At 42.0% G+C, this 23,359-nt stretch carries 24 protein-coding genes; 16 read left to right on the forward strand and 8 right to left on the reverse strand.

Annotated features, from left to right (window positions below; all coding sequences use genetic code 11):
• The first annotated feature begins 12 nt into the window (after positions 1 to 12).
• Positions 13 to 546: a hypothetical protein gene (locus tag MHI32_RS13685; protein WP_076126201.1), complete on the forward strand. Its 534-nt coding sequence runs from the start codon at positions 13 to 15 to the stop codon at positions 544 to 546.
• A gap of 11 nt (positions 547 to 557) precedes the next feature.
• On the opposite strand, the gene MHI32_RS13690 is transcribed toward MHI32_RS13685, so the two are convergent.
• The gene (locus MHI32_RS13690; protein ID WP_076126204.1) at positions 558 to 992 is read right to left on the reverse strand and encodes a DUF4395 domain-containing protein; all 435 of its coding nucleotides are present in this window, start codon (positions 990 to 992) and stop codon (positions 558 to 560) included.
• 1,186 nt (positions 993 to 2,178) lie between these two features.
• Here MHI32_RS13690 and MHI32_RS13695 point away from each other — a divergent pair.
• Positions 2,179 to 2,748, forward strand: coding sequence for a TetR/AcrR family transcriptional regulator (locus MHI32_RS13695; protein WP_076186025.1), 570 nt, complete (start codon positions 2,179 to 2,181; stop codon positions 2,746 to 2,748).
• A gap of 50 nt (positions 2,749 to 2,798) precedes the next feature.
• Entirely contained in the window at positions 2,799 to 4,253 is a 1,455-nt protein-coding gene (locus tag MHI32_RS13700) for a DHA2 family efflux MFS transporter permease subunit (protein WP_340012733.1), read from the forward strand.
• A gap of 195 nt (positions 4,254 to 4,448) precedes the next feature.
• On the opposite strand, the gene MHI32_RS13705 is transcribed toward MHI32_RS13700, so the two are convergent.
• From MHI32_RS13705 to MHI32_RS13720, 4 genes are all read right to left on the reverse strand, one after another.
• Complete coding sequence (locus MHI32_RS13705; RefSeq protein ID WP_340012533.1) at positions 4,449 to 5,267, reverse strand: SDR family oxidoreductase; 819 nt, start codon at positions 5,265 to 5,267, stop codon at positions 4,449 to 4,451.
• Between the two features lie 59 nt (positions 5,268 to 5,326).
• Complete coding sequence (locus MHI32_RS13710; RefSeq protein WP_081388325.1) at positions 5,327 to 5,860, reverse strand: PadR family transcriptional regulator; 534 nt, start codon at positions 5,858 to 5,860, stop codon at positions 5,327 to 5,329.
• A 267-nt stretch (positions 5,861 to 6,127) separates the two neighbouring features.
• A complete protein-coding gene (locus tag MHI32_RS13715) occupies positions 6,128 to 6,622 on the reverse strand; it encodes a hypothetical protein (protein WP_076280735.1) in 495 nt (164 codons plus the stop codon).
• 138 nt (positions 6,623 to 6,760) lie between these two features.
• Complete coding sequence (locus MHI32_RS13720) at positions 6,761 to 7,105, reverse strand: hypothetical protein (protein ID WP_340012534.1); 345 nt, start codon at positions 7,103 to 7,105, stop codon at positions 6,761 to 6,763.
• Between the two features lie 132 nt (positions 7,106 to 7,237).
• On the opposite strand from MHI32_RS13720, the gene MHI32_RS13725 reads away from it, so the two are divergent.
• The 6 genes from MHI32_RS13725 to MHI32_RS13750 all read left to right on the forward strand — a co-directional run bounded on the left by MHI32_RS13725 (position 7,238) and on the right by MHI32_RS13750 (position 13,260).
• Positions 7,238 to 7,570 (forward strand): PadR family transcriptional regulator, encoded by a 333-nt coding sequence (locus MHI32_RS13725; protein ID WP_036678319.1) that lies wholly within the window; start codon positions 7,238 to 7,240, stop codon positions 7,568 to 7,570.
• Positions 7,567 to 8,892: an FtsW/RodA/SpoVE family cell cycle protein gene (locus tag MHI32_RS13730; protein ID WP_340012535.1), complete on the forward strand. Its 1,326-nt coding sequence runs from the start codon at positions 7,567 to 7,569 to the stop codon at positions 8,890 to 8,892. Before MHI32_RS13725 ends, MHI32_RS13730 begins: the two co-directional genes overlap by 4 nt.
• A 59-nt stretch (positions 8,893 to 8,951) precedes the next feature.
• Positions 8,952 to 9,863, forward strand: a complete 912-nt coding sequence (locus MHI32_RS13735) for a hypothetical protein (RefSeq protein WP_340012536.1) — start codon at positions 8,952 to 8,954, stop codon at positions 9,861 to 9,863.
• Between the two features lie 14 nt (positions 9,864 to 9,877).
• Positions 9,878 to 10,642 (forward strand): M15 family metallopeptidase, encoded by a 765-nt coding sequence (locus MHI32_RS13740; protein WP_340012537.1) that lies wholly within the window; start codon positions 9,878 to 9,880, stop codon positions 10,640 to 10,642.
• A 130-nt stretch (positions 10,643 to 10,772) separates the two neighbouring features.
• Positions 10,773 to 11,513: a copper amine oxidase N-terminal domain-containing protein gene (locus tag MHI32_RS13745; RefSeq protein ID WP_340012538.1), complete on the forward strand. Its 741-nt coding sequence runs from the start codon at positions 10,773 to 10,775 to the stop codon at positions 11,511 to 11,513.
• Between the two features lie 247 nt (positions 11,514 to 11,760).
• Positions 11,761 to 13,260, forward strand: coding sequence for an MDR family MFS transporter (locus MHI32_RS13750; RefSeq protein WP_076194336.1), 1,500 nt, complete (start codon positions 11,761 to 11,763; stop codon positions 13,258 to 13,260).
• Positions 13,261 to 13,331: 71 nt separating this feature from the next.
• Here MHI32_RS13750 and MHI32_RS13755 read toward each other — a convergent pair whose 3' ends face one another.
• Entirely contained in the window at positions 13,332 to 14,225 is an 894-nt protein-coding gene (locus MHI32_RS13755; RefSeq protein ID WP_076129293.1) for a DMT family transporter, read from the reverse strand.
• A 128-nt stretch (positions 14,226 to 14,353) separates the two neighbouring features.
• Here MHI32_RS13755 and MHI32_RS13760 point away from each other — a divergent pair, with 128 nt between their 5' ends.
• The 7 genes from MHI32_RS13760 (at position 14,354) to MHI32_RS13790 (ending at position 21,484) form a co-directional block, all read left to right on the forward strand.
• Positions 14,354 to 15,229, forward strand: coding sequence for a LysR family transcriptional regulator (locus MHI32_RS13760; RefSeq protein WP_076278999.1), 876 nt, complete (start codon positions 14,354 to 14,356; stop codon positions 15,227 to 15,229).
• A 359-nt stretch (positions 15,230 to 15,588) separates the two neighbouring features.
• The gene (locus MHI32_RS13765; RefSeq protein ID WP_340012539.1) at positions 15,589 to 16,338 is read left to right on the forward strand and encodes a sulfite exporter TauE/SafE family protein; all 750 of its coding nucleotides are present in this window, start codon (positions 15,589 to 15,591) and stop codon (positions 16,336 to 16,338) included.
• A 189-nt stretch (positions 16,339 to 16,527) separates the two neighbouring features.
• Positions 16,528 to 17,571, forward strand: coding sequence for a LacI family DNA-binding transcriptional regulator (locus MHI32_RS13770; protein WP_076194330.1), 1,044 nt, complete (start codon positions 16,528 to 16,530; stop codon positions 17,569 to 17,571).
• Positions 17,572 to 17,581: 10 nt separating this feature from the next.
• Positions 17,582 to 18,742: a Gfo/Idh/MocA family oxidoreductase gene (locus MHI32_RS13775; protein WP_076185992.1), complete on the forward strand. Its 1,161-nt coding sequence runs from the start codon at positions 17,582 to 17,584 to the stop codon at positions 18,740 to 18,742.
• 25 nt (positions 18,743 to 18,767) lie between these two features.
• Entirely contained in the window at positions 18,768 to 19,490 is a 723-nt protein-coding gene (locus MHI32_RS13780) for a ThuA domain-containing protein (RefSeq protein WP_076280731.1), read from the forward strand.
• Between the two features lie 20 nt (positions 19,491 to 19,510).
• Positions 19,511 to 20,614 carry a Gfo/Idh/MocA family oxidoreductase gene (locus MHI32_RS13785; RefSeq protein WP_076278996.1) on the forward strand — a complete coding sequence of 368 codons (1,104 nt, stop codon included), beginning with the start codon at positions 19,511 to 19,513 and terminating at the stop codon, positions 20,612 to 20,614.
• Positions 20,615 to 20,689: 75 nt separating this feature from the next.
• A complete protein-coding gene (locus MHI32_RS13790; protein WP_340012540.1) occupies positions 20,690 to 21,484 on the forward strand; it encodes a hypothetical protein in 795 nt (264 codons plus the stop codon).
• 89 nt (positions 21,485 to 21,573) lie between these two features.
• On the opposite strand, the gene MHI32_RS13795 is transcribed toward MHI32_RS13790, so the two are convergent.
• Positions 21,574 to 22,395 (reverse strand): DUF2785 domain-containing protein, encoded by an 822-nt coding sequence (locus MHI32_RS13795; RefSeq protein WP_280752848.1) that lies wholly within the window; start codon positions 22,393 to 22,395, stop codon positions 21,574 to 21,576.
• Between the two features lie 28 nt (positions 22,396 to 22,423).
• The gene (locus MHI32_RS13800; RefSeq protein WP_076129302.1) at positions 22,424 to 23,308 is read right to left on the reverse strand and encodes an AraC family transcriptional regulator; all 885 of its coding nucleotides are present in this window, start codon (positions 23,306 to 23,308) and stop codon (positions 22,424 to 22,426) included.
• Positions 23,309 to 23,359 lie beyond the last annotated feature (51 nt).

Here is a 23,359-nt window from a genome sequence, read left to right on the forward strand (position 1 = left end):
GGAGGGATTTCATTGAAAAGAGACATTCAGCATGTACCCTATGGCTATGAGCCGCCAGTTGAGCAACGTAAAGGGACTTTAGTGTTTTACGACTCTTTTGAACATATAACAGATCAAGAGCTTGAAGTGGCGGCAAAAACTGCAACAGACCGGCGTTTCACCAAACTGGTGTTATATCCACTTCATGAGGAAACGGTGCGACGGATGACCAAAGAGCCGGTGAGCGCTTATTATAAGCGAGAGGACCGGCTGCATGAATGGAAAAGGGAGCAAGGGCGTAGCTTTATCACGGTAGAGAGTTTGGAAGGGAAGCGAAAGAAGTATACTCCGCTTGATTCAGCGTTGCGGCATCTTTTGGAGATCTATCCTTCGCCGATTTTTCTGTATTTAACGCCTGAGGTGGCGAATCAGTTCGCGTCTTATTCTTCTTTTGAAGAGTGGATTGTAAAGATTCGGTTATTGTTGCCAGCTGCACCTTCATCACTGCATCCACGGTTACTAAAATTTCGCCATCGCTGGGATGTTGTTGGAGAAGAGAGAGATTAAAATTAACAAATTTAATTTGTGCTGCTTTGTTTACGTCTATAATTGTACATTCTCCATTGATAATGGATAAAACATCCGATACAAAAACCTAGGATTGCCACAGTGGCGGCCACCGCAACGAGCGCTGTGAAAATGTAAGCTGCGATCGTCCAGCCAACGATGAAGCTGATGAGACCCCCTGCGAGGCAGAAGACAGCTATGCTTTGATTAAACTGTTGTTGTGACCAGTCTTCGAGTACATAGTGGGAACGCTCTTTTGTCAGAAACCTGGCAGCTAGCTTAATGATGGGATTATAACCGAACAAAAGACCGAGCAATCCGGCAAACAAGGGCAGCGCTAGTATCCAGTGTTGTCCTGTTAGCCAGGTTAATATTACAGAAATGACGATAAACGCCTGATTAGTTTTTACTAATGGCCGGGGAATTCCTTTGGGCACGTTTTGCATTTTATTCACACCTTTCTCATTGGAATAATTATAGTATACGCTGGGATTGCGGGAATGGGAAGTAGAGAATTTCAAGCGGACGTGGGGTGTCGGGAGTTAATTTAGTGAGGGAGAGAGAAGGTATGGAGATGGCTGGAGGCGGATGGGGAAGATGGGGCGGGCGGATGGAGGTAGGTGGAGCAGATGGGCGGATGAAGCAGACGGGCTAGAAGGGGCAGATGGAGAAAATGGGGCGAGTGGGGGCAGAAGGAGCAGAAGGAGCAGAAGGGGCAGAAGGAGCAGATGGGCTGGATGGAGGCAGGTAGTAATTTATTGCGAAAATACAGATGGACATTAATAGCATTCCACCCCAAGCACATTACGTCCTCACCTCCTCTCCACAGCACATTGGGCCTTCTCTCGTTCACACCATCTCCTGCACACCATCTCCTGCACACCATCTCCTGCACACCATCTGCTTCACTTCATCTGCTTCACGTCATCTCATTCACTCCATCGGACCCCAGAGTCCTTATTTGCTGGAAAAGTAACCTTTTGAAAGATTAACGGACCCCAATGCAGCTATGAGCACAAAAAGGGATGAAAACAGTTCGGTTGGAGTGGAATAGCGACGGTGAGGTCCGATAAATTGTGAAAAGACATGATTTAGCGCAAATAGCTGCATCTGAGTCCGATAGGAATGTTAGCTTGAGAGCAAGTGTAGTACAGGGAAAACAAAAGTGTGAGAGTAAGTGTGAAGCAAGGGAGTACACGGACAAATGTATGCGCGGAAATAGTGTGGGACAAGTGTAGTAACTAACGAAGCTAATAGCTCGATGAGAAGTAAATGTGAAGTAGAAGGATGCTCGAAGTTAGGAGCCATCGGACCCCAGAGTCCTTATTTGCTGGAAAAGTAACCTTTTGAAAGATTAACGGACCCCAATGCAGCTATGAGCACAAAAAGGGATGAAAACAGTCCGGTTTGAGGGGAATAGCGGCGCTCAGGTCCGAAAATGAGCCCAAAAGCATGTTTTAGCGCAAATAGCTGCATCTGAGTCCGATAGGGAGGATGGAGCTAACCCAACCCAACCCCCACGATCTTCCACCAAAATTACTTTGAATTTAAGTAATTTATGTGTTGACATATCTCTTTGAAATATGGTTTTATTATGTAGACCAATTGTTATAATGCAAAGGAAGTGTCAGCTTGTCGAACAAGCCGAATACGCGTGAGGCGATTTTGGACACAGCTTCGAAATTGTTTTTTTCTCAGGGATATCATGCAACAGGACTGAATCAGATTATTAAAGACAGCGATTCACCGAAGGGGTCTCTTTATTACTACTTTCCTCACGGTAAAGAAGAACTGGCTTTAACATGTATTAACCGGACTAGTGAAGTTGTCGCTCAGAAGCTTAGACATCATATGGAGAACAGCAAGAGTGCGTCTGAGGCAATGGAGGATTTCATTCTAGGAATGGCTAAAGATGCTGTGGAATCCTCATACGAAGGGATTGTTCCGTTTAGTTTTTGGTTGGCGGCGGAGACATCCTGTATTAGTGAGGAGCTGCGGACTGCGTGTAAATCTGTGTTTATGGACTTGCAGGATGTGATCAAGAAACGTCTTTTGGATGAGGGCGTGGAGAACAAGCCCGCGGCCGATAAGGCTTCAGTGGTAATCTCTTTATTTGAAGGGGCGCTTCTCCAGACGCTGACTTTTCGGGAGGAACAACCGCTTCTCGCGGCGGCAAAGTTTATCCCAGTAATACTTGGTTAGATACAGACAAATAGATAAGATTATCAGGAGGACTAAGGGTGGAAGCAACTATGCAAGGGAACCAACAAAACGAGGTCAAGAAGTTTAAGACTATTCCAATTCTTGTCTCTTTATTACTAGCAGGTTTTATCGGAATGTTCAGTGAAACGGCATTAAATGTTGCCTTAAGTGATCTTATGAATGTCCTACAAATTACCCCAGCAACAGCACAATGGTTGACAACAGCGTATCTGCTTACACTGGGTATACTAGTACCAATTTCGGGGATGCTGCTTCAATGGTTTTCGACGAGACAGCTGTTTATAGCGGCTTTATGTTTTTCAATCCTAGGAACATTCCTAGCGGCAGTATCACCTAACTTTGAGTTCTTACTTACAGCAAGAGTGGTTCAAGCTATGGGAACAGCGCTTCTGTTGCCACTGATGTTTAATACAATCCTTATCATCATTGCTCCTGAAAAACGTGGGGCAGCAATGGGGATGATCGGTCTGGTTATTATGGTTGCTCCGGCGATTGGGCCTACCATTGCTGGACTGCTTATTGAAAGCCTCAGCTGGCACTGGATCTTCTGGTTGTCATTGCCATTCTTAGTGATTGCATTGATATTCGGGATTCTGTTCATGCAAAATGTAACAAAGGTGACGAAACCGAAGATTGATATCCTCTCCATTGTGTTGTCTTCACTCGGGTTTGGTGGTATTGTGTTTGGTTTCAGCAGTGCCGGTGAAGAAGCGGGCTGGGGAAGTCCGAAAGTGATCATTGCAATCATCGTAGGTGTAGTAGCACTGTTATTGTTTGGACTTCGTCAAATGAAGATGAAGGAGCCAATGATTAATCTGCGTGCTTTTAAATATCCAATGTTCGCTATTGGTGTAGCTATGGTATTTATTTGTATGATGGTTATTCTGTCCTCCATGTTGATTCTTCCGATGTACCTTCAACAAGGACAAGGTTATACAGCTTTCAAAGCGGGTCTGTTGCTGCTTCCTGGTGGAATTATAAACGGATTGATGTCCCCAATTATGGGTCGTATGTTTGATAAATACGGTCCGAAATGGCTCGTGATTCCAGGTCTGATTATTGCAGCAGTTGCCTTGTGGTTCTTCTCCAGTATTACTGTAGCTTCTACGGTTGTGTTCGTAATCGTACTTCACAGTACGCTTATGATTGGTATTTCAATGGTATTTATGCCGGCACAGACGAATGGTATTAACCAGTTGCCACTAGAACTCTATCCAGATGGTACAGCTATTATGAATACACTGCAGCAGGTTGCTGGTGCCATTGGTACTGCATTAGCAGTCAGCATTATGACCGCGGGTTCAAAAAGCTACATGAAAACTGTGGAGAACCCAGCAGATCCAGCTAATATGTTACCTGCGTTCACGAACGGTGTACAAAATGCTTTTATTTTCGGAATGAGTATGGCGATTGTAGGACTAATTCTTGCTTTCTTCATAAAAAGAGTAGTTGTTAATCATAAAATGAATACCCCGATGCATTAATAAATAAATTTGACGCAAGAAAAGGTGTTCGAATAGGTTAGTTTGTAAAATCCCCTTAGGATAGACAGTGAAAAAAAGTTCATGATCTCATGGACCTAACACTGTTGATCGAAGGGGATTTTTTTTTTCGCAATAAGAAAGAGGACCACTCCTCATTAGAATACCGAAAAGCGACTCCACTTAAAGCTTTCTTTTTTAAGAAAAATGCTGGGATATATTAGTCAGATATTCTTCTTCGGCCGTATTTTCTTTCATTTGAATGAGCATTTTTGCATCTGCACCAACAACATATCGGAATTGACTTGTCTCATCTGTGGCGGCTTGATATATTGTTTCCGCAACAAGTTCTGGAGGCGAAGCATACGCAGGTTGTTTTTCCATCTCACCCAATTTACCCAAAAATGCAGTAGTAAAAGGTTTATATTCCGTTAATGCTTCATTAAAAAAGAACTCCATCGATCTACTACCAAAGTCTGTCTGAATGGCACCAGGTTCAATTAACTTTACTTTGATGTTTTGTGATGCTAATTCATAAGATACGGATTCAGAAAAACCTTCTACGGCAAATTTCGTTGAATGATACAGAGACATTGTAGGAAAGGTTACTTTCCCACCCATAGAAGAGATATTGATCAGCAAACCATCTTGGTTAGCTCTAAAATGTGGCAGCATGGCTTTAGTCATACTGATAAGACCAAAAACGTTGACTTCAAACTGTCTTCTGATCTGCTCATCTGTAGCTACTTCTATAAGTCCCATTGTTCCATAACCAGCATTATTGAGAAGAACGTCAATTTTACCGAACCGTTTGATCGCCTCCTCTAACGCAGGTTGAATCGTGTCTGCTTTCTCAACATCGAGCCGTAACACCAACACATTATCAAGTGTAGTGAATTCACTTTCTTGTTCAGGTGAACGCATCGTGGCTACCACATTCCATCCTCTTTCAGCAAAATGTTTTGCTGTAGTTCTACCGATACCAGACGAAGCACCCGTTATAAAAATTGTTTTCATCTACAATTCCTCCTAAAAGTTTTATGAGCGGTACATCTTAACCTGGTTCGTATTAAAACTCACTTCGTAAGTACTAACTTCTCCATGTTTAACAATCCCTCAGCAATGGTTGTTAGTTTAGCCTTATATTCTTCTATGCCAATTTGAATGCAGATGATCTGTGCTGGATGCATTTCATCTTTATAAAGCGAATACTGAGCGAGTAATTGATCTAACTTATGTTGTGATTCCTCTTGAGCTTGCTTCAACCAAATAATCACCTTCTCATACCCGACAAATTCACCAAAATAAAGCCTCATCATAAAATCAGATTTCTTAATACTGTCAGCCTCTAGTGGGGCTAGTAAATAGGCATTAAAACTATCTCTTCCTTTATCCGTGATGTTTAAAAGATTTTTATTAGGCTTACCTTCCTGAGGTATGTTTTCCTTAGTAATCAGACCCTCCTTTTCCATGCGAGCAAGTGTAGGGTAAATCGTTCCATAACTAGAACTATAGAAATTAGAGAATATTTCCTCCAATAACTGCTTTATTTCGTATCCAGTCAACGATTTTTTCATAAGCATGCCTAAAATAACATCCTGACTGTTCAAAATAGGGCCTCCTTTAAGTTTCTAAATATTTGTATATCGTTATCACAATATATCAGACCTTTATATATTGAGTCAATATATATTGGACGGATACTTGGAGTTGTTTTTTTATGTATTCATTTCCCTAGAATATAAATGCAGTGGCAGTAGAATGAGGATTACAAGTATGAGGATTATAATAATTAAGAGACATTCCGAGAAAATGACGATCTCTCCCTGGCAGAATACCGGGGAGCGATCGTCGTTTAATTCTCACTTTATTAATTTTCATTGTGTCCATTCCATCATATATACTCGTTGTAACTCCACGTTAAGGATCACGATACAGTAGCTACCATCATCTTTTTTCTTATAATAATACAATCCTCTTTCTTCGAGTTCTATAGGGTTCGCCTGAAATAATTTTTCGTATTTTTCTTTTTCATTGGGATAAATGGCAATCACAGAGTCTTTGAAACTTGATATCCTCTCTTTTAAGAGGTCAATGAAATCAACATTGAGGGGATGCCAAAATGCTGCGTCTTTGATTTCTTTGAATTGCTTTTCGTCATAATCTAATACGTAATAGCTTTCGCCATCCCCATGGAAACTAGGTGGACTTTCAAATATCACCTTTGACTCTGTAGGTTTAGAGATCGATATGCCCCAATTTATCTTCCACGTCTCATAATAGTTCATCGAATTGTTACGGAGCATATATCCAACGAAAACAAATATGAATAGAACGGTAAAACTCAAGATTGTTATTGTTGTTTTTCTCATCGTTGATCTCCTCAACATCCTGCTTGTATTACCATTATTATACATGAATGAGGAGGGAATAAGGGATTCTAAATAGAAACTTTACATACATAGATTTACGATGTATAGTTGTCCTAGGTATAAAAGGATAACTAATATTCATGATATACAGATATTAGTCATTAGAAGACGAAGCAAATCAACGGTATAAATCCCGTAGAATGAGCCGAATCCGGTCCGACGAAGCAAATCAACGGTATAAATCCCGTAGAATGAACCGAATCCGGCTCGACGAAGCAAATCAACGGTATATATCCCGTAGAATGAGCCGAATCCGGCTCGACGAAGTAAATCAACGGTATATATCCCGTAGAATGAGCCGAATCCGGACCGAGGAAGCAAATCAACGGTATATGTCCCGTAGAATGAGCTGAATCCGGCTCGACGAAGCACATCAACGGTATATATCCCGTAGAATGAGCCGAATCCGGACCGAGGAAGCAAATCAACGGTATAAATCCCGTAGAATGAGCCGAATCCGGTCCGAGGAAGTAAATCAACGGTATAAATCCCGTAGAATGAGCCGAATCCGGTCCCACGCCAATTGTAAAGTTAGAATTTAGGAGGTGTTAGCCGTTGAAAGTAAGTAAAGAGATGCTGAAGGGCAGTACGGGTACGTTAATTCTGACACTTTTACTGGAGAAGCCATTATATGGTTATGAGTTAATCAAAGAGCTGGAGCTGAGATCACAGGGTGTTTTTTCATTAAAAGAAGGAACCTTGTATCCAATTCTGCATGCGATGGAAAGTGAGCGCTGGGTAGAGGCTTACTGGATGGAGGTAGAGGGAAGGAAGCGTAAATACTATAGAATTCTGGATGAAGGTAAAGAGAAACTCAAGGAGAAAAAAGCAGAATGGGTTATGTTTAAAGGTGCAGTTGACTCCGTTCTGGGAGAGGGTGGTGTATGATGAAAGAGAGGCAGCAGCAATTTTTGGATGAAGTGTGTGCAGAGATTAAAGCGAAAAAAACTCACCCAGAGATACGTCAAGAATTAGCTAGTCATCTAGAAGATTTAATTTGTGAAAAAGAATCAGAAGGTGTATCACGGGAAGAAGCCATAGCTTGGGCGATCGCACAAATGGGAAATCCGCAAACGTTAGGAAAAGAACTTCATCTAATACATAAACCACATGTACCTTGGGGATTGTTTGGCGTTGTAGCTTTATTATCCGCGATCAGTCTGATCGGAATGAGTTCTGTGGATGTAGGCTACAGTGATATTGTTAAAGGTGCTTTTTTGGATAATGCGTTTAGACGCCAAGCGATAAATATACTCATTGGAATTGTATTGATGTTTGGATTGTATTTTATCGATTTCAGAAAGCTGAAAAGTTTCTCGTGGGTATTATACGGAACATCAATAGCAGGAATTCTGTCGAGTATATTCTGGGGGATAACAATAAATGGAGTGAATTATGGTCCTAGGATTTTTTTGATCTTACCTGATATGACATCCTATCGTCCTTATGTTTTGATAGTCGCGTTAGCAGGGATTTTAGTGAATCGTAAGGAATCGGCTAAAAAGAAAACTTGGCGAAGTGGGTTGTTCGACATAAGCCTTCTGTTAGCACCTGCATGGCTTCTTATCTCTCTAAACTCTCTTCCAGAGCTTGTGGTGTATCTAATCTCTTCACTAGTATTATATGTATGGATTACTCGCGATTGGATAAAGAGTGTAGTATTATTAGGGTTCTTTGTAATAGTTGGACTAATGGTCATCTTCAATAGCGACTACCTGATGGCCAGAATTATTAGTGCAATAAATCCATCTTTAGATCCAGAAGGTTATGGCTATATCTATCAAGTAATGCGTGAAGTTATTAGTTCAGCAGGTTGGTGGGGGCACGGATTCGGAGCAGTAGAACAAAAGCTGCCGTATGTCTACTCAGATATGTTGCCTGTCTATCTTATTCATTGTTTTGGTTGGGCGGGGGCGCTGCTTTTGCTTACAGTTATCTCCTGGTTCTTTATTAAGCTTCTATCTACGATACGAGCGATTCGTGAGCCCTATGGACAAGCTTTAGTGTTGGGTTTGGCATTTTTACTAGCCATAAGACTAACCTATGGTCTTGCTGTTTTGAGCGGCGGAATGATGTTGACTTCTATCCCGTTCCCTTTCCTGAGCTATGGGAGTCATGTGTGGTTTGAATATGCGGCTATTGGACTTTTGATGGGAATTTATCGTAGGAAGGATATTGAAGCCGTCCAGGATAATACTGTACTGAGTTAGATTCAGGATCCTCTCGTATGTCTAATTATTAAGTATGAATACTTAAGGGAGGTCTTTTAATGGGATGGAAAAAAACAGGCTTGTTAAGTATTGCCTTTGCCCTAGGCTCTATGGGAGGGTTTGGGAGTATACATACAACTGAGACTGTAGCTGCCGCAACTCTGAAAGAATCTGCGAAAGTCTATAACCAATTCCAACAATATGTACAGAAACCGGCATCTCTTGCTAACGCACGGAATTATTTGATTAACCATATCAAAGAAGTGGATACCTGGACAGCAACTCAGATGACACTCCAGCTCGAAAATGCACAGAAGGCATATTTACCTGTGTACTCTGAGAAGGTTTTTCCGGAGAATGTTCAGAAAGAGATAAATAATGCTTTTTCCAAAAGCAAAAATCTAACCTACAGCACACTCCTTAATGCGATCAAAGATCCCAATGTACGCAATATGTTAATTGAAGGACGGGATAAGGGGTATAAGCTGGAGACTAGTGAGGGCATGTACTATCCAGTGATGCATTATGAGGGGTTCAAAAGCTTTAAGCCGTATGTCACGAAGGACATCGCTGCTTATATAGACATCATGGCCACTGAATCGAATCAACCAAGTGTTTTTGATGCAGCTATTGTGATTAGTTGGACAGAGTTAACGAACAGGGCGCTTGCACTGGAGGATTTTGTGACGAAATACCCAGCTTCCAATCGGTCAACCGTTCTTCAAAAAGAGCTGCTCAATGCAACTTCACGCTTATTATATGGATCAAGCAACACACCAGCTTATGACTATGATGAGCAAGTAATCAAACCTGAAGTAAAGAAGGCGTATGAGAATGCATTAAAAGGAAACAAAGGCGACACCAGAATCCTAATGATTTTAGAAAAACTACTGCAGTTACTTGATTCCACGAATAATAAACTCACACCTGAAGTGGAGAAATTTCTAAATCAAACGGTTAATTCGAAATGAAGAGGCGGGATCTATTGAGAAGCGGATTTAGAGGAACAAAAATCATAGTTTTCGCATTTGTGCTGTTGTTATGGACAAACACTATTTTTATGGGCAGTGCAGATGCAGCTTACGTTGGATCATCTACAGACAATGTACTGCAGCAAATGCAGCTGGAGAAGAAAAACCGCCTGCCGCAAGGATTTGTCTATTTGGATGAAGTGATACCTACTGCCCAATTTGAAATTCGCTATTACGGAGACAATAATTTTGTAGGGAAGCGGATTGATGGTTATAAAGCGCCTTTAGCGATCTTTTCACAGACTGCAGCTACAGCCTTGAAGGCAGTAAGTGAGGATTTAGCCAAAAAAGGATATATCCTAAAAATCTATGATGCTTATCGTCCGCAGACCGCGGTGAATCATTTTGTAAGATGGTCACAGAATTCCGCGGATACTAAGATGAAGCAGCAATATTACCCGCTACTGGATAAACGTAATTTATTCAAACTCGGATTTATAGCGAAAAAATCAGGACATTCTCGAGGCAGTACCATCGATTTAACGATCGTCAATAAAGAGACCGGTCTAGATGTAGATATGGGCAGCCCGTTTGATTTTTTCGGAGAGATCTCTTTTTATGATACATCGTTGATCACCAAGACTCAGAAAGCAAATCGCGCAATTCTCAAAGAGGTTATGGTGAAGCAAGGCTTTAAACCTTATAGTAAGGAATGGTGGCATTTTACGCTGATAAAAGAACCTTTTCCTAAGCAGTATTTTGACTTCAAGGTGGAATAATCATTTCTAAAGAAGCGGCTCAACATAATGTTGAACGGCTTCTTTTTTTTCTTGGCTTTATTATCCTTAGGATTAGCACATGCTGGAAACGCACATAATACTTGTAATAACTAAAGGGAGGTTTCGAGCGATGATCAAAATGGCAGCGGTAGTTGTGTTAGGTGTTCTGTTTTTAACTAATGGATTTGGTGGATTTGCCGCTCCAACAGTATGGGCAGACTCCGGCCAGGTTAGCGTAATTTTGAATGGTAAACTACTGGAAACTAATCCCCATTCAGCCTACAATAAGGGTTCCACGGTCATGATTCCGCTCAGAGAGGCTTCCAATGCACTGAAATATACAACAACATATCAAAAAAGTTCAGAAACTATAACACTAACAAAGATAAATGAAATAATTAAATGGAAGCTTAACGAACATTTAGTTAGCATCAATAATGCACAAGAGTTGGTTTTTAAAGATGATTTCGAATTCAGACAGGATCATATCTATGTTCCAATCTCCTTTTTTAAGACAATTGGTTTATTAACCTCATATGATGGGGAGTCCAATCAAGTTGAAGTGTATACCCCTGAAGTGACAGCGAGTGTTATAGCGGGGTTACTGGTCGGCGGTAAATATAATGAATTATCGGAGCGATATCATTATGATGTGGTCGTAAATAAGCCAAGCTCAAATGGATTACTGGAAGACTGGAAGCAAATTACGATAAAAGCCGGGAATTATCATGGGATTAAATCTACAAAAAGTAGCTATAACGAGGATCAATTTTCTATCCGCTGTGTATTGGATTTTGCAGAGACAGAGATTCCACTTGAAATTATTTTGAACACATCGGGCAAAATTATAGAATTAAGAGAGACACTCTAATCGGAAAATGATTCCATGATGACTATGCACATTTCCCAAGCGAGAAGATTTTAGGGGATTATGCATAGTCTTTTTGCTGTTCTAATATACTTTCCCAGATAATTTCTGAAGGGTATCGTAAACCCGATGTGTTTTTAATGTAAAAAATGGTTTTATTTGTTGACTTCCAGATTCATCGAATGTAAATTAAAATTTGAAATAATAAATAAAGCATTTAATTAAATTAGAGAAATGAGTGGAGTACTGGATGACAAAAACATTGACCGGAATGAGTTCTGCAGAAGAGCAACCCTTTTCGTTAAAAGCAATCATCCCCCCGCTTCTTGCTATTATTGTCGGTATGATTATGGTTATTCTGGATGGTACTGTTGTGAATGTGGCCGTTCCCAAGCTGGTTGATTATTTTGCTTCCGATCTCAAAACGATTCAGTGGGCGATTACGGGTTATACTTTAGCTTTAGCGGCTGTAATCCCACTCGCGGGCTGGATGACCGATCGTTTTGGATCGAAACAAGTTTTTCTGGCAACTCTTACGATGTTTATTCTTGGCTCTATGTTATGTTCGGTTGCACAAAGCTCATCTCAGCTCATTATTTTTCGAGTCATTCAAGGTCTTGGCGGGGGGATGGTTGCTCCCATTGGGATGGCGATGGTTTTTAAATTAGCTCCAGTAGAACGTCGAGGTTCTATTATGGGGATGCTTGGTATTCCAATGCTCTTAGCTCCGGCACTCGGTCCAGTCTTATCCGGTTGGCTGGTGGAGTACGTAAGCTGGCACTGGATCTTTTTGATTAATGTACCTATTGGAATTGTTGGCATTATTCTTGGTGTTAAATATTTGCCGAAGTCTGAACAAAAGAGCAAAGGCAAACTCGATATCCTAGGCATTATCCTTGCCCCAATTGCCTTCTCTATGTTGGCTTATGGGGTGAATGAAGGCGGTGGAACAAGCTGGTCGTCTACTCCCGCTATTGTTGGCTTATCTGTTGGAGGGGTTGCATTGATCCTTCTTGTCATTGTGGAGCTGCTTCACAAAAATCCGCTTTTACAACTGCGAGTTTTCCGTTCGTCGGATTTCACTCGGGGTATTATTTTAACTTGGGTTATGCAAGCTGCTTTGTTTGGGTCCATGTTATTTGTGCCCCTTTACCTGCAGCAGATTCGAAGCTATACCCCGCTGGAGACCGGTTTGATTCTACTTCCGCAGGCTTTAGCTTCAGCAATCGGAATGCCGATTGGCGGCAGGTTGTTTGATAAGATCGGGGCTCGTCCGCTGGCGTTTGTTGGACTTAGTATCATTACGGTCACCTTGTTCCTGTTATCCGGAATTAGTGTTACAACAAATTTATCGTTAATTATGACATACCTGGGTTTCTTAGGCTTTGGGATGGGTCTAACGATGATGCCTTTGAATACTCATGTCTTGAATGCTGCTCCACGTGAATGGGTGGGAAGTGTAACTTCACTTACTGCTGCTGCTCAACAAGTCGTTGTTTCATTTGCTATAGCTGGAATGACAGGTTACCTGACTAGTCAGATCGCTGTTCATATGGGAGCACTGAAAGCGGGAAGTAATCCTTTGACAGCCGCAGTTAGTGGTTTTGATGATGTGTTCTTCCTGTCTGGCTGCATAGGAGTGGTAGGTGTATTGATGAGTATTATTTTGCGCAAGCCTAAGCTTTCTGCTGGCGATCCTACCTCTGGAGAGGGACAGAAGGCAGATGCGGCGATGATGATGGGGCATTAATGGAATCCATAAACTTAGATAATATAGAAAAGGCGTCGTTCAGCTTGTATAGTTGAACGACGCCTTTATTGTTATAAATGCTCTGGTTTCTTCTGAGCCCACGATGCGGGGAGACTTGCTTTACCAAGCAGCTCAGAAGCCACGATTCCCAACAGAACAAGCGCTGCGCCAGCATAGCCTTGCATCGATAACTTCTCAGCAGCGAACCAATAACCAAACATCGCAGCGAAGACCGGCTCAAGGGAGAAGATTAGTCCGGTGCGGGTTGGTGAAGTATATTTTTGAGCAATAGGTTGCAGGATGAAGCCACAGGCACTGCATAGGATACCAAGCGCTAGAATTGCTGCCCAACCTGGCAAAGTAGAGGGGAGCGAAGGTGTCTCGAAGATTGCGGACAACACTAAGGCCAACCCTCCGGCAAATCCTAACTGCAAGATTCCAATATTCAGGGAATCACATTCTTTTACCGCCTTGCCTGTAAATAAGATCTGTACCGCATAGAACACTGCCGAAAGAATACACAGAAAGTCACCCGGTTGAATAGTTAAGGTTGCATTTAAGGTAAGAAGTCCAATCCCGGCTATGGCGAGGATGGAGCCGAACACTTGCGGAGGTGCAACTCTTTTTTTGAAAATAACTCGATCCAAGATCGGTACAAAAATAACCGTCAATGCAACTAAAAATCCTGCATTTGAGGTGGTGGTTGTTTGAAGTCCGAAGGTTATACATGTGAATACGCCTAGCAGGAGGAATCCGAGGAGAGCACCATATTTTAATGTTCTCATGTCTACTCGTCTTAATCGTTTGTGGAATATCATAGCGGCTAATATAAAAGCAAGTCCGAAGCGGAGTGCAATCAGATTGAATTCGCCTAACGTACCTAACCCCATTTTCATAAATATGTAGGAGGAGCCCCAAAATAATGTTACAACTAACAGCAGCAGCTCAGCTTTGAGCGGTTTCATCTCTTCATCCATCCTTCTTCATTTTCAACTCAATATAGTATAATACGGCTCTATACATAAGGTAACTGAATGTTTATCATAGGATACATGAGTAAAACTTATGTAATTTATAAGGGTGGGAACAGAGGTTGAGCATTAATAAATATGAGATTTTTCTGAAAGTTGTAGAGCTAGGCAGCTTAACAAAAGCAGCAGAAATGTTGGGTTTTACGCAATCCGGAATTAGTCACACCATTAGCAGCTTGGAGATGGAGTTTGGGTTCGCGTTATTAATTAGAAATAGATCCGGTGTGAAATTAACGGTAAACGGGGAACAAGTTCTGCAGCCTATCCGTGAAATCTTGAAATGGAACGAGAAATTGAAGCAGGAGGTAGCGGACATCCACGGGCTAGAGATTGGCACGATCACCATCGGTACGTTCACCAGTGTGTCTGTGCATTGGCTGCCAGGGATGATTAAGCAATTTCGCAGTGAATACCCATATATAGAAATCAAGCTGATGGAAGGCGGTTATTTGGAGGTTGAGCAGTGGATAGAGGCTGGAGTGATCGACTGCGGTTTTATTTCACTGCCTACACGTGAGAAGTTTGACGTAATTCCTTTAAAAAAAGACCGGATGTTAGGGATTGTATCTAAAGAGAATCCACTTAGTGCAGAACCCTTTCTTTCCTTATCGCAAATTGCTAAGGAGGATTTCATTATCCCGAAAGCAGGCTCGGATTATGATGTTAGACGTGTGCTGGATAAGGCGGGTATTAAACCTCATGTTAAATTCTCAGCAGGTGATGACTATGCCATTATGTCGATGGTGGAGAAAGGCCTTGGCATTAGTATTTTGCCAGAGCTTGTCTTGACCCGGCAAAATTATAATGTGGCCATGCTAGAATTGGAGGAACGTAGTTTCAGATCGTTAGGAATTGCTGTCCACTCTATGAAATATGCTTCTCCCGTCACCAAAAAATTCCTAAAGCATGTGCAGGTGTGGCTGAAAGATAACACCTAAATAAATACGTCAAAAAATAAGAAACTGATACCTCATCAAAGTTAAGGGAGATCAGTTTTTTTGTTTAGTACTTCAGCTAGTTTTTCAGAAAACAGGAACTACACACAGGCCGCTGTAATTGATTTTAAAGGATTTTCATTAAATATATGTATATCTCCATTATCTTATAGTTTTTACGGCATTATAGAGGATTTGAGAGACGTTAAATTGCATGTTTATCCTCTATTAATATCTGTTTTACAATAATTAATATGTTATAATTAGAAGAGTGGAAATAAGGAATGTATTCAGATGTTCTGGAAATGTGAGGACTTTATGCACAATTACGGATGGATAAGATTAGGAGGAGGATTAAGCGATTGAGCGTTACAATAATTACACTTGTCGTAGTAGCAGTATTTATAGGTGCCTTAATGAGAACCGTGTTTGGTTTTGGTGAAGCGATTGTGAGCATGCCACTGCTTGCACTGCTCCCGATTCCTCTACATACCTCAGTTTCTTTGATTGGATTGGCAGGCCTCACGGTTGCCTCACTTACAGTTGTGAGTGGGTGGCGGCATATAGAACGATCTATTTTGATTCGATTAGCACTCTCAACAGTGATAGGAATTCCTGTAGGACTTGTCATGCTTTATTTAGCACCGGCAAGTGTAATTATGACTGGACTTGGTATATTTTTGATTGTTTATGGAGTTTATTCGGTGATTAAGAAGAGAATATTTAAGACGATCGATCATCCCTTGCTTAAGGCAAAAGGCTGGGTGTATCCTTTCGGATTCGCTTCGGGTGTACTTGGCGGTGCTTATAACTTTAATGGTGTCCCTGTCGTGATCTATGGTACTTTACGACAATGGAATCCGGATCGTTTTCGGGGTACGTTGCAAGCTCATTTTCTTATTTCTGGTGTACTCGTTGTAACGGGTCATGCTATCGGGGGATTGTGGACGGTGGATGCTCTTGTTCTTTATGGATATTCTATTCCAGCAATTCTCTTAGCTACGGTCCTTGGGGTATATGTGAATAAACGTATTCCTGCTAAAAAATTTGAGAGTTACTTATTTCTGATTATCATTTTACTTGGTGTCCTAATGCTAGTGCCTCGCGGATAGTTGAAAAGAAAAAGAAAGACGTTCTTCCCCCTTACTGTATATGAACGTCTTTTAAATTTATCCAATCTTAGGGTTGACGAAGAGCCTTGTTCATGAGAAAATGTACGCGCGTACATTAAATGAATGCGTTTTCGAATAGCGAATTGAACGAGGCTAAATGTCACTGTTCATAACCTATGAGAAGGAGGAATTTATATCGCCAGCCGTAAAGAGGTTGCCGAGCTTGCAGGTGTCTCAGAAGCCACAGTATCTCGCGTGTTAAACAATGTTGGTCCGATTAAGGAAGAAACGAAGGAACGTGTGTTGGCAGCTGCACTGAAGCTAGGCTATACCCCTAGTTCACTTGCTCAGAGCTTTGCTCGTAGACGGAGCGGGAACTTGGGTGTAGTGATGCCTTATTTGCCGAAAGCCCGCTTGTTCTCCACTTATTATTTTTCGGAAATATTAAGTGGAATAGGGAGCAAGGCGCGAGAAGAGGGTTATGATCTGTTAATGCTGTTTCGGAATGCCGAAGCGCCAATGGATTATAACGAGTTGTTTAAGATGCGGAAGATCGATGCTTGCATTGTGCTTGGCGCTAAAGAAGAGCCAGGTGAGCTAGCCTCACTCCGCCGTTTGAAGGAAGAAGACCATCCTTTTTGTCTGATTAATCAGCATTTTGCTGGGGAAGCTTTTCACGAGGTGGATGCCGATCATGTCGAAGGAAGCTGGCAAGCGGCTAAACACTTACTGGAACAAGGGTTTAAGAGGATTGCTTTTCTAAATGGGCCAGAATCTTATTCCAACAGCCGAGATCGTTTAACGGGGTATACCCGCGCTTTGGCAGAGGTGAATCTTTCTGTAGACTCTTCACTTTTGTTCGAAGGTAACTTCAGCCGGAAAAGCGGAATTATAGCTGCCAAAGAAATGTTGCCTTTGCTGAATGAGATTGATGCGATTATGGCCGCCAATGATCGGATGGCCATAGGTTTGCAGCAAGGACTACAGGAGTTAGGAATACCAAGGGATCGCCTGCCAGCTATTGTGGGTTATGATGATTCGGAAGCTGCGGAGCTTACCACACCTGCATTAAGCAGTGTGCGGGTTCCCTTTTACGAACTAGGTGAACTTGCCGCAGCCCAAATCATTGAATTGCTGGGAAACAATCTGGCAGAAGTACCCGCACCAGCCGTACAGATCAAATTACCGACAGAACTAGTTATACGAGCTTCATCTAAATCTATCAACACTTAGGAGGAATAAGATGAAACAGCTTCGCATTGGAATGATCGGTTATAAATTTATGGGTAAAGCCCACAGTAATGCTTATCGCAGTTTGCCTATGTTTTTCCCGAAAGCGCTTAAACCGGAAATGTCTGTAATCTGTGGACGTAATAGTGAAGCGCTTGGAGAAGCTGCATCGCAGTTAGGCTGGGCGGATTGTGTTACGGACTGGAAGGATCTGATCGCTCGAGAGGATATTGATCTTATAGATATTAATGCTCCCAGCAACGCGCATAAGGAGATAGCTTTGGCAGCAGCCAAAGCAGGTAAACATATTTTTTGTGAAAAACCACTTGCGCTGACCTTGGCGGATTCCCGTGAAATGCTGCAAGCTGCTGAAGACGCGGGAGTTACACATATGGTTGGTTTTAATTATCGCTTTTCTCCGGCAGTTCGACTGGCTAAGAAGCTCATAGAGAGTGGGCGGCTGGGAAAGATTTATCATTTTCGGGCTTGGTTTCTACAAGATTGGATAATAGATCCGGATTTCCCTTTAGTATGGAGACTGCAGAAGGATATCGCCGGTTCAGGTTCACATGGAGATCTGGGGGCGCATCTCATAGATTTGGCTCATTTCTTAGTAGGTGATATGAAGGAAGTAATCGGCATGAGCGAGACCTTCATAAAAGAGCGTCCGCTCGCCGCTGAAATGACTGGTTTAAGCGCTAAAGGAGATAAGGATGCACCCAAGGGTAAGGTTACCGTTGACGATGCCACCTTATTCTTAGCCCGTTTTGATAATGGTGCTCTGGGCAGCTTTGAAGCTACAAGATTCGCAGCGGGTCATCGCTCTACCAATTCTTTTGAGATCAATGGAAGTCTTGGCAGTGTGAAATTCGACTTTGAACGTATGAATGAATTAGAAGTTTATTTGACCTCGGATGCCGAGGATGTACAAGGTTTTCGCCGTGTGCTGGCGACCGATCCTGCTCATGAGTATGCAGAGGCTTGGTGGCCGCCAGGTCATACGATTGGTTTTGAACATACGTTTATTCACGAAATGCTGGAGCTTTCTAACGCAATTGAAGAAGGTCGTCAGCCAGAACCGAATTTCAATGATGGAGTGAAATGCCAAGCGGTGTTAGAGGCAGTAGAACGCTCTATTGATGAACGCCGGTGGGTCGATTTATCTGAGATGTAATCTAACCTTAGAAGGAGTGCTGAAGATGAGAAAAGCATTGATTGTATGGGGCGGTTGGGAGGGTCATGAGCCTGAGCAGGTAGCGGATATATTCGCTAAAATGTTGCAAGAGGAACAGTTTGAAGTTGAAGTATCGAATACACTGGAGGCTTTTGCTGATGAAGATAAGCTTCTTGGACTAGATTTGATCGTTCCGGTATGGACAATGGGCACAATCGAGCAGGATTTTGTGAATAATGTCTCAGCAGCTGTACAGCATGGAACAGGTCTTGCCGGTTGCCATGGCGGGATGTGTGATTCTTTTCGTAATAATGTAGATTGGCAGTTTATGACGGGTGGACAATGGGTAGCTCATCCTGGGAATGACGGCGTTAACTATACCGTAGAGATTTGTCAAAGCTCAAGTCCTCTGGTAGAAGGATTAGAAGATTTCAGTGTTTGCTCAGAGCAATATTATCTGCATGTAGATCCAGCTGTTGAAGTTCTTGCTACGACTCGATTTCCAGTAGTTGAAGGGCCTCATTCGTATAATAAGGCTGTTGATATGCCAGTAGCTTGGACAAAACGTTGGGGCTTGGGCAGAGTTTATTATAATTCACTGGGGCATCATGCGGACATTGTAGATCAGCCGCAAGTGCGTGAAATGATGCGCAGAGGGTTAATATGGGCAGCTGAAGGTAAAGCGCAAGCATTATCCAATGTTTCGGGGGTTAGGAATAGCTATAGTGGAATGGCAGACAGTCAATAAATTCTGGGAGCGATCAGCGAATGGATAAAGTCAAAGTTGGTATTATTGGATGCGGTAAAATCAGTAGCATCTATATGGAGAACTGTCAAAAGTTCGAGATCCTTGATCTAGTTGCATGTGCGGATTTAGATTTGGTGAGAGCACAAGAACAAGCGGATAAATACAATATTCCAAACGTCTATACCACAGAACAATTACTGAATGATCCAGAGATAGAAATCGTAATCAACTTAACGATCCCAGCTGTTCATGCGGAAGTATGCCTGAAAGCTATTGAAGCAGGTAAACATGTATACGTTGAGAAACCTCTAGCTGTGACGAGAGAAGAAGGCCGCAAAGTTCTGTCAGCTGCGCGGGAAAAGGGAGTACTTGTGGGCAGTGCACCGGAGACATTCTTCGGAGCGGGAATTCAAACGGTTTTGAAGCTGATAGATGAAGGAGTAATTGGCGAACCTGTTGCAGCTACTTCGTTTATGCTGGGCCGTGGACATGAGCATTGGCATCCAGATCCGGAATTTTATTATGCCGCTGGTGGAGGTCCAATGTTCGATATGGGTCCTTACTATTTGACGGCTTTGGTGCAGCTGTTGGGTCCTATTCATACGGTTAGCGGAATGACTGGGAAAGCGCTGGAAGAACGTACGATTACAAGCGAGAAGAAATTTGGGAATAAAATTCCTGTTCAAATTCCAACTCACGTAGCCGGAACCTTACGATTTGAAAATGGTGCCATTGCAACGTTGATTACAAGCTTTGATATCTTTGGCGGGAGCAACTTGCCACATATAGAAATCTACGGAACGCTAGGAACGATTCAAGTTCCAGACCCGAATAACTTTGGGGGTCCCGTGAAACTCCGGCTTATGGGTGAGAATGAGTGGACGGAACAGCCGTTGTTGTCAGGGTATGATCAGAATACCCGCGGGATTGGACCAGCAGATATGGCTTACGCCATTCGGACGGGTAGAGGGCATCGTGCCAGTGGAGAACTGGCTTATCACGTATTAGAAGCAATGTGGGCTTTCCATGATTCTTCTGATGCTCATTCATTCTACGAAATGGAAAGCACCTGCACTCGTCCTGCGGCACTTCCAATCGGTCTTGCTCCTTACACTTTGGATTAGAGAATTCTTCCTGAAACTGCAACCTATCACTTCCGGTCTTCGTTTGAGAAGATGAAGAGTGGAGGTGTTAATAGGATGCGTAAGATAATTATTGGTTGGATATGGATTCCCGTTGTTATTTTGTTAATCAGTAGCTGTTCAGAGGCTCAACAAGCGCATAAGGAGCCAGTTCCAACTCCTGTAATTAGTTCAGTACCACAAATTTTAGCTTCTACGAACCCCGCAATGGATGATCCAGGCGCGGTTAAGACTTTCTTATCAGCTCAGAAGATTCCTAACGGAGATATTTATCTGCAAGATAACAAGGTTCATATTAATATTGTAGGTTTGAACTCGGAGATTGAGCAAAGCCTTGCTCAGACTTTCACTGCAGGTACTTATGAGCTTCATGATGTGAAATATACGATGCAAGAGTTATTAGCTGCTCAAGAATTGTTGCATGAACAAGATCTATACCAGAAGCTGAATCTCTACGGCTCTGGTGTAGATACGATTGGTAATAAAGTAACTATTACCATTCCGTCTGATGATGCGGAAGCAGCTAAGCTTGAAATTGAAAAGTGGATCGATCCGAAGATGTTGACCTATGATATTTCAGAAATAGGTGATCCGCATGTAGTAGGTACAATCGTTGATATCGATACTAAACAGGCGAAGCGGATTCTAATCCTTGAACCTGGTAACGAAGATCCATCTTACTGGTTCACATTCAATGCGAAATCTGAAATGTTTAATGAAGCAGGAGAGACCATCAGCTTTAAGGATTTACAGGTTGGACAGCAGGTTAAGTTATGGAATACAGGGATGGTGCTGGAATCTTTTCCCGCGCTTGCGAGTGTGCGGAGGATGGAGCTAGCAATTACTGAATAATCTAATAGACCCGTCAACAGGTAGCAAGTGCTCCACGTATTTGAACTGTAGATGGAAAGTGAGGGTGCTCTAACCCTCACTTTTTTTAATTAGGAATAGTATACTTTTTCTACTTTATATAATGTATGCTCGATTGTTGGACAGAGATTGGCATGTACTTTGTAATATTTAACTCGAAAATATAAACTTTTCAAAAAGTTCTTTATATTATTTTTTTGTTTAAAGGCAGGAAGAAATTCTGGATTTTTCTCCACATCACCAAAACTTTGAATCCATTGCTCTACATAAGTCTGACTAAGCATTTTTCTATCTAAAACACTCATTATGGATCTTACCATTCGCTCATCTTCCCCATCGGAGTATATTCGATCTGTTATGGTCATCTTTTCGTAAACCAAATCGAGGATAGTTATGAGGTCATTTTCATCCAGTTCGGAGCATTGAGCCAATTCATCTAAAGTATCTGCTGCATGGGCTATAGCATGAGCCCAGCCTTTTTCTTCGTCATACCCCCGGTAATCCCGCTCATTTTGCACACTGCAAAATACCTTCTCTTTTATCTGATGAATTTGCTCTCTTGAGAGAAATGGTGATTCTTTATGCCTCATGAAGAGGAGTGGGATAACTAGCATAGAGAAAGATCTGGTAAAGACAGAGTCTGTATTGGTTTCGCCAAGCTTAAAATGCAAATGGTTTTTATCCAAGATAACGGGTATAAGTTGTTCCAGTTCGTTTGTAGTTAGAGAATTACCTGGGATCCAATGTGATAAGGTTGTATAAATTAGCTCATCCCGTAGTTGGGCATCTAAAGAACCAATGTTATTTATCATTTCTTGTACCAACTGGAAGGTATCGGGAGGTGCTTGGTAATCATTTTCTTTTATGCATATCAACGTTTCTTTTAAATTCATTTTATAATCTCCTATTTTCCAGTGTGAATTATTTTCTAATACCGGATGGTGTAGTTCCTTTATATTGCTTAAACAGCTTGGTAAAATAATTAGGATTGTCGCAGCCCACTCGTCCAGCAATCTCCGTTACAGTAAAATCTGTCTCCAGCAGCAGTCGTTCTGCTTCATTTACGCGGCAAAGATTAACATAATCGATGAAGGTTCGGCCGGTGAGCTTCTTAAAGGTTTTGCAGAAATGGTATGGATTTAGATTAACGGATCTCGCGGCGCTTTCAATGGTCATTTTCTCATCAAAATGGTTCTCCATGTACTCCAGCAGTGGCTTAAAACGCTCACGATTGAAGGATTGACGTTCATTTGTTCTGCCAGAAACCTGTTCAGGCAAAAAGGTACGGGAGAGCAATACAAAAAGCAGATGGAGTTGATTTTTGATGATCAGCTGAAATGCAGGACCTTTCTGATGCACTTCATCCACGATAGTGTTCAGAAGAGAGTAATAAGTAGAACAGGTTGGAACTAGTGCTGCTGGTTTAACTGGTAGCTGATATCGATTCTCCAAATAGGGAGCTACGAATTGTTCATGTTGAGGATCTTGCTTCCAATCTTTAAATAAAGAACTATGAAATACGACGGATATAAATCGGACATGATCATCCCGCAGACTATATCCAACATGCAAACCTCCAGAAGGAACAAACAAAACCTCTCCGGGATGCAGTTCGTAGGGCTTGCTGTCGATGTGGAAAATGGCGCTGCCTGCTTGCATGATAATGATTTCGAAATGCTCATGCCAGTGTAGAAAAAGGATGTTCTGGCCGATTTTCGCATGTTTGCATTCATTAAAAAACAATCGAAACGGATAGGTGTTTCCTTCTAATTGAGGGTATTCTTTAAGATCATTAGGATAGCTCAATATTTATTCAACTCCCACAATATACGACTATATAAACACAATATAATAAGA

Origin of the sequence: Paenibacillus sp. FSL H7-0690 (assembly GCF_037980415.1) — a bacterium.
Classification (GTDB): domain Bacteria; phylum Bacillota; class Bacilli; order Paenibacillales; family Paenibacillaceae; genus Paenibacillus_AQ; species Paenibacillus_AQ odorifer.

Bases quoted from the DNA above. Each gene is read 5' to 3' on its own strand.
- MHI32_RS13700 (WP_340012733.1), top strand. From the start codon at position 2,799: ATGCAAGGGAACCAACAAAACGAGGTCAAGAAGTTTAAGACTATTCCA.
- MHI32_RS13705 (WP_340012533.1), bottom strand. From the start codon at position 5,267: ATGAAAACAATTTTTATAACGGGTGCTTCGTCTGGTATCGGTAGAACT.
- MHI32_RS13735 (WP_340012536.1), top strand. From the start codon at position 8,952: ATGGGATGGAAAAAAACAGGCTTGTTAAGTATTGCCTTTGCCCTAGGC.
- MHI32_RS13785 (WP_076278996.1), top strand. From the start codon at position 19,511: ATGGATAAAGTCAAAGTTGGTATTATTGGATGCGGTAAAATCAGTAGC.
- MHI32_RS13745 (WP_340012538.1), top strand. From the start codon at position 10,773: ATGATCAAAATGGCAGCGGTAGTTGTGTTAGGTGTTCTGTTTTTAACT.
- MHI32_RS13690 (WP_076126204.1), bottom strand. From the start codon at position 992: ATGCAAAACGTGCCCAAAGGAATTCCCCGGCCATTAGTAAAAACTAAT.
- MHI32_RS13755 (WP_076129293.1), bottom strand. From the start codon at position 14,225: ATGAAACCGCTCAAAGCTGAGCTGCTGCTGTTAGTTGTAACATTATTT.
- MHI32_RS13730 (WP_340012535.1), top strand. From the start codon at position 7,567: ATGATGAAAGAGAGGCAGCAGCAATTTTTGGATGAAGTGTGTGCAGAG.
- MHI32_RS13795 (WP_280752848.1), bottom strand. From the start codon at position 22,395: ATGAATTTAAAAGAAACGTTGATATGCATAAAAGAAAATGATTACCAA.
- MHI32_RS13780 (WP_076280731.1), top strand. From the start codon at position 18,768: ATGAGAAAAGCATTGATTGTATGGGGCGGTTGGGAGGGTCATGAGCCT.
- MHI32_RS13775 (WP_076185992.1), top strand. From the start codon at position 17,582: ATGAAACAGCTTCGCATTGGAATGATCGGTTATAAATTTATGGGTAAA.
- MHI32_RS13750 (WP_076194336.1), top strand. From the start codon at position 11,761: ATGACAAAAACATTGACCGGAATGAGTTCTGCAGAAGAGCAACCCTTT.
- MHI32_RS13715 (WP_076280735.1), bottom strand. From the start codon at position 6,622: ATGAGAAAAACAACAATAACAATCTTGAGTTTTACCGTTCTATTCATA.
- MHI32_RS13790 (WP_340012540.1), top strand. From the start codon at position 20,690: ATGCGTAAGATAATTATTGGTTGGATATGGATTCCCGTTGTTATTTTG.